Raw genomic sequence first — 17,094 nt, forward strand, 5'->3', positions numbered from 1 at the left:
AAGTTTGAAGATTTAATATACACTCATCACTAATGGCAATATGGCAATATACATTTAGGGTTATTCCGAAATCCGATTTAAAAGAATTAGGCGTAATTACACATCTATTGGACAAGGATTACAATAACTTCACTTTTTGGAGAAATGGAAATTATGCACCGGACTTCTTTAAACAGTTAACTACTATTTTAGAAAGTAAACCATCATGGAGTAAGGATATTAAGCTATACGGAACCGAAGAATCAAATTGCGTTGAAATCTTCATGGATGATAACTTCATATCCGAAGTTACAGTCAGAATAGATTATCGATCTAATTATACAGATTTATTAAATTGGTTAATAGAGTTTTGTACATTGAATTCTTTGGCTCTCGTAGACGAGGATAACGAAGCTTTACAACTTAACGCTACATCTATAGTATTTGCCATTCAAAACTCATCACAGTACAAAAAACTTATGGAACTAAAGGGTGAAAATTAGTACAACTACTTGTTTACCACCATTTGAAGGTTAATAACTAAATGAATTAAACTAAACCCTTCACCGGGGCGAATAGAAAGGTGTAAATAATGCATTAGCTGACCCACATAGTTCGCGATTGCTTCGTCGCCCTATCACACCATGCGCCGCGCTCCTCGCAATGACAATTTTTATAACCGTTAAAATCCGAAATCAGACTTCCGACATCCGAAATCACTCACTCCCCCTTAAACTTCAACCCGATCTGCTTTCTTGAGGTCTCAAGCATAGCAATCATTTGTCGTGATAATTCGTGGGTGATAATGGGGCTTTCAGTTTGCCCGTTACGAATGAGGTTGCAGAAGTGTTCTGTTTCGTAATTAAGGCCGCCTGCGGTAAATGGTTCATCAATTTCGATGGATCGTCCATCTAAATAATCAATCGTTGCTTTTGAGGGGTTCCACCAGTTTTTGTGGATGGTAATATGGCCGAGCGTACCAACTATCAAAGCGTCACCTTTACCATGCAGATCAAATCCACAATAAAGCTGCGCATAGCCATCTTGATGCTGTGTTTGAAGAATGGCGAACATATCCACTTCCTTGCCACTAAAACGGCCCATGGTTTGTATGTCGGTCATCGGGCCAAGCCAGTCTAAAGCCAGGAAAGCTTCATAAGGGGCTATCTGCATGATTGCACCACCAACCAGATCATAGCTGTAATTCGGATGGTCGGGCGGGCAATCCATTACTGCTGATCCGGCTCGCACATAACCAACCGGGCCGATTGGATCTGTCAGTAAATATTCTTTTAGTTTACGATATAGTGGATAGAAGGGCGGTTTCATCCCTTCCATAAATAGCAGCTTCTTTTCTTTAGCTAATTGCAGAACAGGCCCCAGTTGGGCAAGATTTACAGTAGCCGGCTTTTCACATAATACATGTTTTCCCGCATTTAAAGCGGATATGCTGTATTCAGCATGGCTATCCGGGAGAGTGGCGATATAAACGGCATCAATATCACTGGCAAGTAGCTCATCAATGCTATCACATGCCTTACCGCCATACTGATTAACGAATTGTTCAACACTCTCTGCCCGGCGAGACCAGGCAGCAGTTACCTCAGCACCCTCCACCTGTTTAATGCCCTGCATAAACCTGTGACTGATACGCCCGCAACCGATTATACCGAGTTTTATCATTGTTAGTAGTCCATAGTTGATGGTCAATGGTCCATAGATTTTGCTATCGTCTATGGACTATTGACCATGGTCTAATTACTGATATTGAATATACATAGGATACGGCTTAAATTTAAGCACTTCCTCCGGGGTAAGCATATGGTGGGGTGCTATTTTAAGGTCGTTCTTATAAAAAAGTTTAAAGCCGGTAAACTGCACAGGCTCATTGTGAACATAGAAATGGTACGAATCCAGTTTCAGGCCTGGGTCGCCCCAACCATCCATATCCATCACTATTTGTACTTCTTTATGCAGTTTAATGTTTTTATAGTTGGTCACCATTTTCTTAGTAAAACGATGCACGATCAATATCTTGGGCGGCAGATTGTTTTTTCTTACTAACTCAGCCAGGTAATTTGATGCATAGTTTACGTCTTCAGCATCGTAGCTGCCAATTCTTTTACCCGGATGCGAGCCATCTTTCATAGAAAACTCAGGGTCCATACCGAAATGCACCTGCGGCATTGACAAGTATTTCTCCAGCTCGGGCAACTCGGAGCGGATATTTCCTAATCCAACCTGAACATCTAAAAATACAATTGCATTGGCCTTTTTAGCTAATGATAATACGGAATCTATCTGCTTAAACGGCATACGGGTGCGGTATTTGCCACTTTTACCGGGCGTGCCGCTTGCAACAACAGCAATATAATGCAGTGCCGGTTGTACAGGAGTAGTCGGATCAGCTTTTTCCCAGTTTTTTACTTCGCCTTTCAGCTTAGCAAGCATTTCGTTCGGAGGCAGCTCACCTAAGATGCCCATTCTTTTTGAGGATAGGTTGCCATAAAATGCGACCACTCTTTTGTAAGGCAAAATAGCGCCTGGCAGAGGATAAGGCGTATTCTTTACAGGCCATTTTCCGGTACTGTCGTTATGCGACATTTTTTTCATCAGGCTGTCGTACTGTGCATGATCAATCGGGGCGTAGGTGACAGGTTTATCTGCAACTGCAGCGGTTGTTTCAACCGACGTTTTGGCTGTATCGCTTTTTTTGCCGCTGTCCACTTTTGCAGCAGGAGTAGTTGCGAGTGTTTTTGTAGCACTGTTGCCCTGGCCGCAGCTTGCAAACAGCATAGCCGTCGCCGCAGCAACACAAAAGGTCTGTGCAGTATTTTTTAGATTCATTAACTTAATATATTACTGATTTGTAAATTATTGATATTGAATATACATAGGGTAAGGTTTGTATTTCAGCACTTCTTCAGGTGTAAGCAGATGGTGCGGCGCCTTTTTTATATCGTTTTTATAGAACAATTTATAGCCTGTAAATTGTACTGGTTCGTTATGAATGAAATAACGGTATGTACCGGCTTTCAGACTAGGCTCTCCCCATCCATCCATGTCCATCACTACCTGAACTTCGGGGCGTAACTTGATATCCTGGTAGTTGGTCACCATTTTTTTAGTGAAACGATGTACAATAAGGATCTTTGGAGGCAGGTTATATTTCTTAACCAGTCCTGCAAGATAGCCAGATACATAGTTTATATCGGCAGCATCATAAGTGCCGATCTTTTTGCCGGGAAGCGTAACGCCATCTTTCATAGAGAATTCAGGGTCCATACCAAAATGAACTTGCGGCATGATCAGGTATTTCTCCAGTAAAGGCAATTCTGTATGTATATTACTTAAAGCCACCTGCACATCTAAAAATACAATCGCGTTAGCTTTTTTGGCAAGTTTTAAAACTGAGTCGATCTGTTTAAAGGGCATACGGTTCCTGTATTTGCCGTCACGGCCGCCATCGCCGCTTGCTACCACAGCTATGTAGTGCAATGCGGGCTGAACAGGTGTTGTTGGATCGGCTTTCTCCCAGTTCTTCACTTCTTCTTTTAACTTGGCCAGCATTTCTTTGGGAGGTAACTCACCCAAAATACCCATCTTTTTAGCGTATAGGTTTCCGTAGAAAGCCACTACTCTTTTATAAGGAAAAATAGCGCCAGGCAATGGATAAGGCGCATCTTTTACCGGCCATTTGCCGGAAACATCCTCATGTGCCATCTTTTTCATCAACGAATCATACTCTGCATGATTTATTGGTGCATAGCCAGATGACGGAACTGCAGTTGGAGCTACAGTAGTGTCAGGCTTTTTGGGTATGGTATCTGTTCTTTTTTTTGCAACATGTATTTTGCTGCTTCTGTTAATGCTTTTGCTTTCGCTGCAGTTAACGAAAAGTGCCAGGGTCGCTGTAGCAAAAAGCGATGTAAGCAATATCTTTTTAAAATTCATTAATTACGACTTAAGATGTTTATTGGTATTGAATGTAAATAGGATATGGCTTGAATTTTAACACCTCTGTAGGAGTAAGCATGTGGTGAGGTGCTTTTTTAATATCATTTTTGTAAAACAACTTAAAGCCTGTAAACTGTACCGGTTCGTTGTGGATAAAATAACGCCATGTGCCTCCTTTCAGCTCAGGTTCGCCCCAGCCGTCCATATCCATTACTAACTGAATTTCCGGGTGAAGTTTGATATTCTTATAGTTGGTTACCATTTTTTGTGTAAAACGGTGAACGATAAGAATCTTAGGGGGAAGGTTATATTTCCGTACTAATTTAGCCAGGTAGTCTGATACATAATTGATATCCTCAGCATCATAAGTACCGATCTTTTTGCCGGGACGGGTTACGCCATCCTTCATAGAAAATTCAGGATCCATACCAAAATGCACTTGCGGCATGGCAAGATATTTCTCCAGCAAAGGTAATTCTGTATGTATATTGCTTAACGCTACTTGTACATCTAAAAATACAATGGCATTTGCTCTTTTTGCCAATCTGATAACGGAGTCAATACCTTTGGCAGGCATGCGGTAGCGGTACTTACCATCTTTACCGCCATCGCCTTGTGCTACTACTGCTATATAATGTAATGCAGGTTGAACTGGAGTAGTTGGATCAGCTTTTTCCCAGTTTTTTACTTCGCCTTTAAGCTTGGCCAGCATTTCATTAGGCGGAATTTCGCCCAAAATACCCATCTTTTTTGCGTAAAGGTTACCATAAAATGCTACTACCCTTTTGTATGGTAAAATAGCGCCTGGCAACGGATATGGTGCACCTTTTACCGGCCATTTACCGGTAGTATCACCATGTGCCAGTTTTTTCATCAACGAATCATACTGCGCATGATCGATCGGCGGGTAGGATACGGGCTGGGCAGCAATTGTATCGGATGCTTTTTTTACGGAATCAGCTTTTTTTACCGGAGCTTTATTGTCGGCTTTAGCAGCAGTGCTGTTGTTTTGACTGCAGTTGGTAAGTGTTAATGCAGAAAGAATAAGAAGGGTAGAAGAGGCAATTTTTATTATTTTCATTTGAGTTATTTAATCTTTAAGCTGTCACGAGTTTGGGGGTTTGAACTCATGCAGGGTCATTTTTTATTAATTTTCCTGGTATCCGGGGCCGTGCAAAATTGCACCATTTCGGGTGCCAATATGCTTAAAATTATCAACAGTTACCTTACCGTTCACCAAAACATATTTAAAACCAGTCGAATATGCGTGGGGGTGTTCGAAAGTCGACTCATCTTTAACCGTGTTGGCGTCAAAAATAACAATATCAGCAAACATTCCGGGCTGTAAAATTCCGCGACCTTCAATTTTAAATTTTTGAGCCGGAAGCGAGGTCATTTTACGGATTGCGTCCGGTAAAGTTATCAAATGTTTTTCGCGCACATAATAGCCTAAAACCCTTGCATTGCTTCCATAACCACGCGGGTGTGGAACGCCTGAACCGAACTCACGGATGCCCGAATCGGAAGCTACCATGGTAAGCGGGAATTTCAAAATATTTTCCACATCGGCCTCGTTCATCCCATGGAATACCATTGAGGTGCTGCCGATTTTTGTAATATCAAGTATAGTTTCTATCTCATTAGGAATGGTTGATTCACGACCTTTCAGGATATTGATCTGCATAATGGTTTTCCCGTTAATAGTAGGATCACCATCACAATGTGCTACTACTGCATAGTCAAAATGAGAACGACCGCGACGAGTCATGTCTTTGATCATTTCGTCAACAACCTTTTGATGGGTAGCCGGGTTGTTCAATCTTCTTAACACAGAATCACGTCCGTTGGCAAGCAGCCAGTCGGGTAATAAAACATTCAGTGTAGTGCTGCTGGCTGTATAAGGATATTGGTCCACGGTTACATCCAACCCTTCGGCTCGTGCTTTCTCCACCATCGCGATCATTTCATCTGATCTATTCCAGTTGGGTAGACCGACCTTAAAATGAGATATTTCAACCCGCAAATTTGCCTGCCTGCCTATATCTATCGCTTCATTTATGGCATCAAATATTTTATCAGACTCATTGCGCATGTGCGATGTATAAATGCCGTGATATTTGGCTGCCGATTTAGCCAAAGCCACTACTTCGTCTGTTTTTGAGTAGATGCCTGGTGTATAGATCAATCCGGTTGAAAAGCCCATTGCGCCATCACGCATGGCTTGTTCAACAATGTCTTCCATCTGCTTTAACTGTGCGGGATCGGGTGTTACATTCGCTTCACCTAAAACTGCCTGACGCACATCGTTGTGCCCTATTAGCGAACCCACATTAACGGAGAGTTTAATGCTATCCAGTTGCTTGAAGTATTTTTTAATATCGATATTGGACGAGCCACAATTGCCTGTGATAACCGTAGTTACCCCATCGTAAATAAAATTATCGGCAGTAGGTGTTTTCTTTTCATCGCCCTCGATGTGGGTATGTACATCAATAAAACCCGGAGATACGATCAAGCCGGTTGCATCAATAGTTTTATCGGCTTTGTTTTTAGAAAGATTGCCAATGCTGATGATCTTATTTTTAACAATACCTATATCGCCATAAAACCAGGGATTACCGGTACCGTCAATGATCTTTCCGTTTTTGAGGATAATATCAAAATGCTGCTGGGCAAAAAGCGTAGCGGGCAGGAAACATAATAATAGTAAGACTCTTATCTTCATTACAGATTTACACTTTGCATAAATAGCAAATGTTAACTATCCGGCATAATAATCAATTAAATATTTACAAATTTGCTGGTGCAGTACTTTATTAAAAGCTGCAAAACTCTGTTTGCAATGGATCATACCCTCTTATTATCAGCAATAGCGAAGCATATCAGCCTTGAAAAAGAGGAAGAAGAATACCTCATCCAGTTTTTGCACCCTAAGAAGATCAAAAAGAAGCAGTTGCTGCTGGAAGAAGGCGAGGTTAACTCAAAACTCATTTATGTAACCGGGGGCTGCCTGCGCAGTTATGCTGTTGACAAGAATGGCTTTGAGCACGTGCTGCAATTTGCGCCCCCCGGTTGGTGGATAGGTGACATGCATAGCCAGCTTGAACAGCTGCCCGCACGATTGAATATAGACGCTGTTGAAGACAGCGAAATTATTTTTATACTCAAGCCAGACTTCGATGCACTGCTGCTAAAAGTCCCCAAGTTGGAGCGTTACTTCAGGATATTGGGGCAAAATGCGCTGGCAGCCTATCAGTATCGGCAGATAGACCATTTGAGCCTTCCGGCCATTGAACGATATGGTAATTTTTGTAAAATGTACCCTTCACTTATCCGCACATTACCACAAAAACAAGTAGCATCATATATTGGTGTAACGCCCGAATTTTTGAGCAAAATGCTGAATAATGCGATAGTAAAATAAGCTAATTCTTAACCTACATTAAGTTTTTCTGTTAATCTGGATTATTTGTCATGATTGACGGCCGGGGTATCTTTGTGATACTAAAAAGGGAAGAAGACATGAAAAAATTAATTGAAAAGATAATCCCCCGCCCAGCGAGGCCAGGCATGGTTGGCGATGGGTTTCGCGTATATAATATGATACCCGGTGCAGGTATTTCACAGCAAAGGATAAGTCCGTTCCTGCTGCTTGATTTTAATGCCGAATATGATTTTGGCCCGTCTGAAAGGGTGAGAGGAGTGGATGTGCATCCGCATAAAGGCTTTGAAACAGTTACCATTGCTTACAAAGGCAGCGTGGCCCATCATGATAGCACGGGTAATAGCGGTGTGATAAACCCCGGTGATGTACAATGGATGACAGCCGGCGATGGTATATTACATAAAGAGTATCATGAAAAAGAGTTTTCTAAAAAAGGCGGCCCTTTTGAAATGGTACAGCTTTGGGTTAACCTGCCTAAGAAAGACAAATCAACCCCTGCCCACTACCAGGCCATAACTGCTGGTCAGATGGGCAAAGTGCAATTACCCGATGATGCAGGTATAATAAATGTAATTGCAGGTACCTTTAATGAGGTGAAGGGGCCGGCCGACACTTATTCGCCCGTAAATTTGTTTGATATCAAGCTTAAAAAAGGTGGTAATGCCGGTTTTAAAACTCCCGCTGCACACAATACAGCTATGCTGGTGATCAATGGTAATGTGGAGGTAAATGGTGAAAAAGCTGCTGAACATAGTTTCATCCTGTTTAAAAATGAAGGCGAGGAAATAAACATCAGTGCATCCGAGGATAGTGTGTTATTGCTGCTTAGTGGCGAGCCGATCAACGAGCCTATTGTAAGTTACGGTCCGTTTGTAATGAACACCCAGGCCGAGATACATGAAGCCATTCGGGATTTCCAATCAGGAAAGTTTGGTGTAGTTGATTAAGCCTCATCCCAACCCTTCTCCAAAGTAGAAGGGCTTAAATCATCCATGTGCTCATCAAAGTCCTCTCCTTTGGAGAGGATTCAGGTGAGGCTAAACTTATGTTAAACATTGTTATGAAAAAGAGAATCGCACATATCCTTGAAGGCCGGGAAAAACAAATTACCAAAGAAGATACTGTGAGGCAGTCATTGCCTCACAGCGACTTCAGGTTTGCCAATCCATTTATTGTGCTGCACCATCTGGTGCCAACAGTTATTGCACCGGGACAGGAGTTGAGGATACACCCGCACCCGCACAGGGGCTTTGCGCCGGTTACTTTCCAGTTGCAGGGCGAAGGCTATCACAAGGATAGTGCAGGGCACAATGGGGTAGTAAAAGCCGGTGATGTACAATGGATGTTTGCAGGGAAGGGTATTTTGCATAGCGAAGGACCAACTGCGGGCCTCTTACAAAAAGGGGGAACGCAGGAGCTGCTTCAGCTATGGGTAAATGTGCCTAAAGTGCATAAATGGGATGAGCCCTCCTATCAATCGGCAACAAAAAATGAGCAGCCGCAGGTATTACAGCAGGAGGGTGTTGATCTTCATCTTGCCAGCGGAATATATGACGGCAAAACAGGGCCTATGGAAAGTTTTACTCCTGTTACCTCTATCATTGGCAGCATCAAAAAAAGCAAACAGGTGCAGTTTATGGCTAAGCCTGGTTACTGGACACTATTGTATGTGGCTAAAGGCAGTGTATGCATCAACCAGGAAACAATAAAGCAATATAACCTGGTTGTTTTTGAAAAAGAAAATGAAGAGATCATTTTGACTGCTGAAGAAGATGCCGAAATATTATTCCTGTCGGCCGAACCTATAGATGAACCTGTTGCAGCAAAAGACAATTTTGTGATGAATACCCCCGGAGAGATCGAACAAGCGATTGCTGATTATCAAAACGGGGTTTTTGGTACGCTGGATTTTTAACGGTTTTGTTTACAGGCGCACAGTTGAAAACTTCCCAAACACGCCCAGAGGCAGTTTGATACCAGATGTAGCTTGTAAGTAAAGCTCACCGGTTTCCAGGTTTTGTACTTTTGGATGGGCGCTTTTGATCAGGTTCTCAATTATGACTGATGAAAAGCCAAGCGAATAGGCATTTAGAATAAGGAAATGCTCTTCGGGGTCAAGCAATTGTACCACATCACTCATCATTTCGTTGATGTGATCTTCCAGCTTCCATTTTTCTCCGTTAGGGCCGTGTCCGTATGCGGGAGGATCGAGGATAATGCCATTATATTTTTTACCACGTTTTACCTCGCGCTTCACAAACTTTAAAGCATCCTCTACTACCCAGCGGATATTACTTAGTCCGGATAGATCCTGGTTCTCGCTTGCCCAGGTAACTACCTGTTTGATCGAATCGACATGTGTAGTATCTGCACCGGCAGCCTGTGCTGCTAATGAAGCGCCCCCTGTATAAGCAAATAAGTTAAGCACTTTGGGTTCAGGCGTCTTGAATTTCTTGATGATCTGTGAGGAATAATCCCAGTTAACAGCCTGCTCCGGGAAAATACCAACGTGTTTAAAGGAGGTTAGCGCCAGTCTGAATTTGATAGCAACCTCATCATTTTTATATTCGATATGCCAGCGGTCGGGAATAGTATTGGTCTTTTTCAACCATTCGCCTGATGTGGCAGAGCGACCTTTAAATTTGATATGATGTAATTTTTGCCATTCAGATTGTGGCAACTGCTTACTCCAAACCGCCTGTGGTTCGGGGCGGATAATTGTCAAATTGCCAAAACGTTCCAGCTTCTCAAAATCGCCGCAATCAATCAGCTCGTAATCTTTCCAGTGCGTGGGTGTAAGTAGTTGGATCATCTCTTTTAAGTCCGAAAGTCAGCAAAAGTCGGAAAGTCCGGAAGATTTAACTAATAAATATTGATTTTCTTTCAGACTTACTGACTTTACTGTCTTCCTGACTCAAAAAAATCACAGCTTCGCTCTTGCTGCCCGCATAAATTTGCTGGCGAATACAAATTCGTTTAGTTCTTTATTATCAGTATGCGCAATTTGATCTTTTGAGCCTTCCCACCATTTTTCGCCCTGGTTTAGGAATACAATATGATCGCCTATACCCATTACTGAATTCATATCATGTGTTACAATAACAGTAGTCGTATTAAATTCTTCTGTAATTTCATTGATCAGGTTATCGATCAGGATAGAAGTCTGCGGATCAAGCCCGGAGTTAGGCTCATCAACAAACAGATACTTTGGCTGCATGGAAATAGCGCGTGCAATACCCACCCTTTTTTTCATTCCACCAGAAAGTTCAGAAGGGAATAGCTTATTCTTGCCTTCAAGATTCACTTTTTTAAGGCAATAGTTAGCCCTGTCCAGTTTTTCATCATTTGGCATATCCGTAAACAAGTTAAGCGGGAACATAATATTCTGCTCAACGGTCATTGAATCAAAAAGGGCTGAGTTTTGAAAAAGCATGCCGATTTCCTTGCGGATATGTACCCTTTCGCTAAAGTGCATGCTGGTAAAGCACTTCCCGTCGTAATATACACTGCCTTTAGTAGGTTCGTGCAAGCCAACAATACATTTTAACAAGGTTGTTTTGCCTGATCCGGAACCGCCTATGATCAGGCTATTCAAACCTGGTTTAAATGTCGCAGTTATTCCGTTCAGTACTTTATTATCACCAAAAGTTTTATGAATGTTCTTTATCTCGATCATAATAGAATACTTGAAATCATCAGGTCAGCAAATAAGATCCAGATACAGCTAAATACGACACCCTTTGTTGCCGATTGCCCAACCTCAAGTGCACCACCCGACGTATAAAAGCCAAAATAAGAACAAACGGACGTAATAATAAACCCAAAGGTGAAAGATTTAACAGCACAAACAGTAACAATAATAGGGTTAAAGCTATCATGCAGACCTGTAAGGTAGTCAGTAGGAGAAATTTGTCTCGTAACAATGCAGGCAAGATAGCCGCCGCTTAGTCCTAATACTACTGAAATGATGGTCAGCAAAGGGATCATTGTAATGCCCGAAATTACCTTGGGAGATATCAGGTAGCCCGGTGTATTTACTCCCATTATCTCTAAAGCATCTATCTGTTCTGTTACACGCATGGTGCCAATTTGTGAAGCGATACTTGATCCAATGCGTCCAGCCAATACCAGTGCTGAGATAGTCGGGCTAAACTCCAGTATGGTGGAGTCGCGCGATATACTGCCGGCAATAGTTTGAGGCACAAGCGGGCTGTTTAATTGAAAGGCCACCTGCACAGTTGCCACTGCACCTATAAATACAGAAATGATGCAGATAATGCCCAATGAGCCAATGCCTTGTGAGGTCATTTCGCGCATTACTTCGGCCCAATAGACGCTGAATTTCTCGGGCTTTCTGAAACTAAGTTTGAGTAAAAGTATATATCGTCCTAAAGTATGAAACATTTAAAATTGATAAAACGGTTTAAAAATACATCTTTTAACCTTGAGTTGTATTTAACACTTATTCATAAGCGGGTAAAAATTACAGGTAAGATCTTTTTGGTTGAATAAAAAGAATAATAAAAATGTTTGCCCTTGTAGCAATGCAATATCTGATATCGTACTGAATATTAATTATATATTTATCACATTAACTATTTGCCCTTTACCTTATGAAGTTCAAACTACTCCTTATCGCATTACTATTTTTAAGTATTAATTGCTTTTCACAATCAAAAAATAATATCTCCTTAGTTTATGGTATTGCAAATGATGTTGGTGATAACCATGGTGCAATAGGTGATTACGGATACAATAGTAAAAGCGGAATGATGTATGGCTTTAGTTATACGAGGAATTTAACCAAGTCGTTTTCCCTGGAAACCGGTTTTTTGTATTCAGTTAACAACATCGAATTAACCACTATTGGCCCCCGCGGCGGAACTTATGACCAGAAACTGAATATGTTATCAGTCCCTGTTTACGCCAAGCTAACTTTCTTAAAATATGTTTTTGCACAATGGGGATTTACACTGGATCATGAAACCAACTACTCTGCAAGTTCAATTATCGATGACCAGTCGGGTATTGGTATTGTGATAGGCATCGGTGGTAAATATAATTTTGGTCCGGTATCTGTTTTTGCTAATCCATTCTTTTGCAGGCATGCCCTTGGCGCACAAAATAATCTGGTAGAAACGGGGATTAAGTTCGGTATAGGGTATAATTTCTAACTCGCGGTTATTAGGGCAAACGCAATAAAATATTTTCTGTTTATAATCGCTTCCAGGCAATATGCAATTAGGTGGCTCCCAAGGAGCCCTGTCCTGTTCGCATATTGTTTATCGGGTCTGAACTATTACCAATTTTCGAATGTTAATTAATTAACTATTTTTACGGGTTACCACCCGTTTATGATGGAGAAATTACCATTTGACATAACTAATATCGACGCCGATGAAGTACAGGCGCTTGAGGATACTTATGCAGCACTTAAAGCCAAATTTAAAGTGGCCATTACTGAGGATAATATCGTTGATATAAAGCAATTTGATATTTTTGGTAATTACAATGATATCAGCGTTGGTGGTACGCTTTTAATTAATCATCCTGAAAGCGGCTGTTACCTCGTATTTGTTAAAGTTAAGACGAATATTCCAAACGGACGCGGTCCGGCTATAGATTACTACAAATACCAGGTGTGGGCTTCAGCAATATTAAGAAATGATTTTGGGAAGATGGTTATCCGTCGGGAAACCATAGTGGACAAAATCCTGAACCTGGTGCATCCTACCGAGATGCATTTTAAGGATGATCCCTCTTTCAGCAGGAAAATTAATGCGATAGCTGATGATAAAGTGAAAGCTTCGCGTGCAATGACCAAAGCTTTCAGGAACATATTGATAGAAATTAAGATGAATGAGTTCCTTATTGAAATTGTTAATAGTACCCTGGTAATCGGAAACATCCAGCCTGTTGATCCCCGGCAAACAATTTACCTGGCAGAGGTGGCAAGTAAATTATCACAGGTAAAATAAATTAAAAAAAGCTATTCAGTTTCTGGTAGGTATTATCACAGCTAAAGTGAATGTTCTATAGCTTGATTGATAATACCTACCAGGATATTATTAATCAAACAGTTTTTTACCTCTTGCGATTACAGTTACGATGATTAATACAAGCGGCGTACCGCAAACGATTATTCCGATTAGTGTTGAAGTGTTCATGGTTAATTTTTTTGAATGGTTATGGTTAATAAACTTGTAATGTGTAATACAACAAGTATTCCCTTTTTAAAAAAGCCATATAATGGCCATTTAACCATGTTGTACTTTTTGAAACCGTGGAAATGCGAATAATTTCGGGGAGTATATTCTACAAGGCCTCTAAAAAGTTAGCATTTGTAAGTTTTTAAAAATGGAATCATTTTATTTCTTGTGTAATTGAAGTTACCTAAAGCTTCAATATTTAGCTGTGAAAATGATCCGGTAAAATATTTACCGTTCTTTTTGCCCTGTTTACCGAAAATTTGCCACACTTGCCCAAAACGTAGCTTCAATCTATATCAATCAGAGTTAGATTTGTATAGCATGAAAGCCAACAGTAAACCTGATAATAAAAATATTGTATGAAAAACGCGCTTATCACCGGTGCAACTAAAGGAATGGGCAGATCCATCGCTATGGCCTTTGCTAAAGAAGGGATCAGCGTGGCGGTCTGTTCAAGGAATGCTAAGGACCTGGATGATTTTAAAAAGGAACTACTTCAGATCAATCCACAGATAAAAGTATTTACCCAGGTAGCAGATGGCAGTGTGAAAGAGCAGCTATTACAGTTTGCTGCTGCGGCCGAACTGGAACTGGGCTTCATCAGCATTGTTGTGAACAACCTGGGGATGTTCGACCCCTCAAGCATATTGGATGAAAGTGATAGCGCCTTTGAAAAGCAAATGAATACCAACCTGATGCCTACCTATCATTTATACCGCTATTTTGGTAAAACGATGATGGCCGCACGTGAGGGACATATTTTTACAATCTGCTCAGTAGTAGCTATTAACCCTATAGCTGAAGCAGGCACTTATAGTGTAACAAAATTTGCGCTGTTGGGTCTCAGTAGAGTAATGCGGCTGGAGATGATGCCTTATAATGTGAAGGTTACGGCTGTGATACCGGGTTCAACATTAACCAATTCATGGGAAGGCACTACCATTGACAAGGACAAGTTTGTGTTGCCTGATGATATCGCATCGGCTATTATAAATACTTATAAAATGAGTGCCGGAGCAAACGTAGACGAAATAATAATAAAGCCTGTAGGCGGACAGATATAGAGAGGTGAAAGCTTAAAGGCGAAAGCTTTTAAAGGTTAGAATTTAGAATTTAATATTTTCAGATTTAGAATTTACTTAACAACAAAATAAAATGGACAGGAAATTATATCGCGACGAATACCACAAAAAGATTGCTGGTGTTTGTGCCGGCCTCGCCGAATATTTCAATATAGATGTTGCCATAGTACGTGTAGTATTTGTACTGGCACTTATATTTCATGGTGGTGGCGGCCTGATTTATATCATATTCTGGATCGTGCTGCCTAAAAAGCCTTTCTTTATCGATCCAACAGTTGACTACAGGGTTCCGCCACAAAACCCAGGAGACATTAGTAATCCATACGGTGGAAATCCTTTCGGAGGTAATCCGTTCTCAAATCAGCCTTTTCCAAATCAGCCTTTCCCGGCTCAGCCACGTAACACAACATCATTGGTAGCTATCATTTTTGGAGTAATACTGATCCTGATAGGCGGTTCTATCCTGCTGAACGATTTTGATATACTGCCAGACTGGGATTTTGAACAGCTGTGGCCAATCATCCTGATCGTAGTAGGCGGTGCCCTGATGCTTTCGGGCGAAAGAAAAAAGCCATGGGAAAATGCAGGTTGGGACAAAGGTACTGCAACTGATGCTAAACCGGCCGAAGAGAACACATCCGAAGCTAATCCTCCGGCAGATAACCCACCAACTGTATAATTAAAAGACTTAAACAATTAAGATCATGAGAAACGATAAATTAATACCGGGTATGATCCTGGTGATGATCGGTGCAATATTTCTGCTCAATAATTTTGGATATATAAATTTTCACTGGAGCAATGTTTTTCACCTTTGGCCTATATTTTTAGTAATTGCCGGTGTAAACCTGGTGTTTGCCAATAACAGGTCGCCCTGGGCATCTATCTTAAAAATATCTGTGGTAGTAGCGGGCTTTGCACTACTGATATTCGGAAATTTCACCTACAGGTATAACTGGTGGTGGCCACATTCTTCTCATTATTATCATCGCGATGATAACGACAATAGCAGTAACGACAATAGTGATGATGACGATGATAATGACAATGGTGGAAAGCTTACCAAAGTTGAAGGCAATAGTGTTTTTAATGAACCTTACAAAGCAACTATGCGGGTAGCAAGGCTTAATATCAGCGGGGGGGCTACAAGTTATAGTTTAAATGATACCACCAATCAATTGTTTAACGCCAACACAAAAGAAGTTTTTGGGGGATATACTTTTAATCCTCACCAGGAAGACTCTGTATACGTTGTGGATTTTAAGATGAAAGACCACAAGGAGGGATTTAATTTCGATAGCAACAACGCAAATAAAGTAGATATTAAACTGAACCAGAACCCGGAATGGGAGGTTAATGTTGATGCCGGTGCAACTGAGCTTAATTTTGATCTTTCAAAGTTCAAGGTTAGAAATGTTAAACTGAATGGCGGAGCCGGATCATTTACTTTAAAGCTTGGTCAGCCATTGGCAACTACAAATGTTAATGTTTCAACCGGGGCTGCCGATGTTAATATTAGTATACCTCAAAATGCCGCATGCCGTATTACCAAATCTTCAGCGTTCTCATCAAATGATTTTGATGGATTTATTAAGACAAATGATGGTAATTACGAAACCTCGGGATTCAGCGCAGCTAAAAACAAAATATACATTAATTTGAGCGGTGGATTTTCGGGTTTTGAAGTAAAAAGATACTAAGTCTTTTGTTGTAAAGTTTGAAAGTTGTAATGTTGAAAGGTTATGCCTTACAGCATTACAACTTTGTTTTTTTAAGCTAATTTTGATGCCGATGCAATCTCCCAATAGTTATATTCTTGTTATCAACGGTAAACCCGAAGGCCCTTTCAGTATAGAGCAATTAAAGGGATTAGGTATTAAGTTTGATGACTTTGTAAAAACACCCGAAATGGTGGATTACAAGGAAGCGCATGAAATTGTTGAATTGCGGGAGGCTTTTCATTTTCATAAACAATCAGTAATACCGCAATATTTTGCAGGGTTTGACCAGCGATGGCTGGCTTCAGCGCTCGACTGGTTCTTTGTTTCCGGTGTTTTTATCCTATTGGCGTTTATTACAGTAATAGTTGTTGAAGATAAAGCAGAGAGATTGGCCATTGCCTTAAGCATATTGGCATTAATTCCACTAACCAAAATTATTTATCATATTGTGATGGAATGCTCCGTAAAACAGGCTACCTACGGCAAACAAATCATCAAAATAAAAGTATGTGACCTGGAAGGTAACAGAATCAGTTTAGGCAGATCAATTACAAGAAATTTGTTCAAGATATTTTCTCTGATCACCGTTATAGGCTACCTCATCAGCTTTTTCAATAAGAAACAACAATGCTTGCACGATATGATGGCTGAGACTTTGGTGATGAAGGACAGGCTTTTTTGAGTTTGCAGTTATTAGTTGG

18 protein-coding genes are annotated in these 17,094 nt (G+C 40.9%); 10 read left to right on the top strand and 8 right to left on the bottom strand.

Features of this window, described 5'->3' with window-relative positions:
• Window positions 1-32: 32 nt before the first annotated feature.
• Window positions 33-482 (top strand): hypothetical protein, encoded by a 450-nt coding sequence (locus ACPPVU_RS06290; RefSeq protein WP_426670834.1) that lies wholly within the window; start codon window positions 33-35, stop codon window positions 480-482.
• A gap of 217 nt (window positions 483-699) precedes the next feature.
• On the opposite strand, the gene ACPPVU_RS06295 is transcribed toward ACPPVU_RS06290, so the two are convergent.
• The 5 genes from ACPPVU_RS06295 to ACPPVU_RS06315 form a co-directional block, all read right to left on the bottom strand.
• Complete coding sequence (locus ACPPVU_RS06295) at window positions 700-1,662, bottom strand: Gfo/Idh/MocA family protein (RefSeq protein ID WP_426670835.1); 963 nt, start codon at window positions 1,660-1,662, stop codon at window positions 700-702.
• A 75-nt stretch (window positions 1,663-1,737) separates the two neighbouring features.
• On the bottom strand, window positions 1,738-2,826 hold the full coding sequence (locus ACPPVU_RS06300) for a hypothetical protein (protein WP_426670836.1): 1,089 nt from the start codon (window positions 2,824-2,826) through the stop codon (window positions 1,738-1,740).
• A gap of 27 nt (window positions 2,827-2,853) precedes the next feature.
• The gene (locus ACPPVU_RS06305; RefSeq protein WP_426670837.1) at window positions 2,854-3,933 is read right to left on the bottom strand and encodes a hypothetical protein; all 1,080 of its coding nucleotides are present in this window, start codon (window positions 3,931-3,933) and stop codon (window positions 2,854-2,856) included.
• A gap of 19 nt (window positions 3,934-3,952) precedes the next feature.
• On the bottom strand, window positions 3,953-5,017 hold the full coding sequence (locus tag ACPPVU_RS06310) for a hypothetical protein (protein ID WP_426670838.1): 1,065 nt from the start codon (window positions 5,015-5,017) through the stop codon (window positions 3,953-3,955).
• 66 nt (window positions 5,018-5,083) lie between these two features.
• Window positions 5,084-6,661, bottom strand: a complete 1,578-nt coding sequence (locus ACPPVU_RS06315; RefSeq protein ID WP_426670839.1) for an N-acyl-D-amino-acid deacylase family protein — start codon at window positions 6,659-6,661, stop codon at window positions 5,084-5,086.
• A 117-nt stretch (window positions 6,662-6,778) separates the two neighbouring features.
• On the opposite strand from ACPPVU_RS06315, the gene ACPPVU_RS06320 reads away from it, so the two are divergent.
• The 3 genes from ACPPVU_RS06320 (at window position 6,779) to ACPPVU_RS06330 (ending at window position 9,296) form a co-directional block, all read left to right on the top strand.
• Complete coding sequence (locus ACPPVU_RS06320; protein ID WP_426670840.1) at window positions 6,779-7,360, top strand: Crp/Fnr family transcriptional regulator; 582 nt, start codon at window positions 6,779-6,781, stop codon at window positions 7,358-7,360.
• Between the two features lie 98 nt (window positions 7,361-7,458).
• Window positions 7,459-8,328, top strand: coding sequence for a pirin family protein (locus tag ACPPVU_RS06325; RefSeq protein WP_426670841.1), 870 nt, complete (start codon window positions 7,459-7,461; stop codon window positions 8,326-8,328).
• Between the two features lie 113 nt (window positions 8,329-8,441).
• Window positions 8,442-9,296, top strand: coding sequence for a pirin family protein (locus tag ACPPVU_RS06330; RefSeq protein ID WP_426670842.1), 855 nt, complete (start codon window positions 8,442-8,444; stop codon window positions 9,294-9,296).
• A 9-nt stretch (window positions 9,297-9,305) separates the two neighbouring features.
• On the opposite strand, the gene ACPPVU_RS06335 is transcribed toward ACPPVU_RS06330, so the two are convergent.
• The 3 genes from ACPPVU_RS06335 to ACPPVU_RS06345 form a co-directional block, all read right to left on the bottom strand.
• Window positions 9,306-10,193 carry a class I SAM-dependent methyltransferase gene (locus ACPPVU_RS06335; RefSeq protein ID WP_426670843.1) on the bottom strand — a complete coding sequence of 296 codons (888 nt, stop codon included), beginning with the start codon at window positions 10,191-10,193 and terminating at the stop codon, window positions 9,306-9,308.
• 111 nt (window positions 10,194-10,304) lie between these two features.
• Window positions 10,305-11,057: an ABC transporter ATP-binding protein gene (locus ACPPVU_RS06340; protein WP_426670844.1), complete on the bottom strand. Its 753-nt coding sequence runs from the start codon at window positions 11,055-11,057 to the stop codon at window positions 10,305-10,307.
• Window positions 11,054-11,785 carry an MlaE family ABC transporter permease gene (locus ACPPVU_RS06345; protein ID WP_426670845.1) on the bottom strand — a complete coding sequence of 244 codons (732 nt, stop codon included), beginning with the start codon at window positions 11,783-11,785 and terminating at the stop codon, window positions 11,054-11,056. Before ACPPVU_RS06345 ends, ACPPVU_RS06340 begins: the two co-directional genes overlap by 4 nt.
• A 209-nt stretch (window positions 11,786-11,994) precedes the next feature.
• Between ACPPVU_RS06345 and ACPPVU_RS06350 the strand changes: the two genes are divergently transcribed.
• From ACPPVU_RS06350 to ACPPVU_RS06375, 6 genes are all read left to right on the top strand, one after another.
• Window positions 11,995-12,555: an outer membrane beta-barrel protein gene (locus tag ACPPVU_RS06350; RefSeq protein WP_426670846.1), complete on the top strand. Its 561-nt coding sequence runs from the start codon at window positions 11,995-11,997 to the stop codon at window positions 12,553-12,555.
• A 180-nt stretch (window positions 12,556-12,735) separates the two neighbouring features.
• Complete coding sequence (locus ACPPVU_RS06355) at window positions 12,736-13,359, top strand: hypothetical protein (RefSeq protein WP_426670847.1); 624 nt, start codon at window positions 12,736-12,738, stop codon at window positions 13,357-13,359.
• Window positions 13,360-13,949: 590 nt separating this feature from the next.
• Window positions 13,950-14,654 (top strand): SDR family oxidoreductase, encoded by a 705-nt coding sequence (locus ACPPVU_RS06360; RefSeq protein ID WP_426670848.1) that lies wholly within the window; start codon window positions 13,950-13,952, stop codon window positions 14,652-14,654.
• Between the two features lie 91 nt (window positions 14,655-14,745).
• On the top strand, window positions 14,746-15,351 hold the full coding sequence (locus ACPPVU_RS06365) for a PspC domain-containing protein (RefSeq protein WP_426670849.1): 606 nt from the start codon (window positions 14,746-14,748) through the stop codon (window positions 15,349-15,351).
• Window positions 15,352-15,376: 25 nt separating this feature from the next.
• Window positions 15,377-16,372 (top strand): LiaI-LiaF-like domain-containing protein, encoded by a 996-nt coding sequence (locus tag ACPPVU_RS06370; RefSeq protein ID WP_426670850.1) that lies wholly within the window; start codon window positions 15,377-15,379, stop codon window positions 16,370-16,372.
• Window positions 16,373-16,457: 85 nt separating this feature from the next.
• Window positions 16,458-17,075 (top strand): RDD family protein, encoded by a 618-nt coding sequence (locus ACPPVU_RS06375; protein WP_426670851.1) that lies wholly within the window; start codon window positions 16,458-16,460, stop codon window positions 17,073-17,075.
• The last annotated feature ends 19 nt before the right edge of the window (window positions 17,076-17,094 follow it).

This window comes from Mucilaginibacter sp. McL0603 (assembly GCF_049992945.1).
GTDB lineage: Bacteria > Bacteroidota > Bacteroidia > Sphingobacteriales > Sphingobacteriaceae > Mucilaginibacter.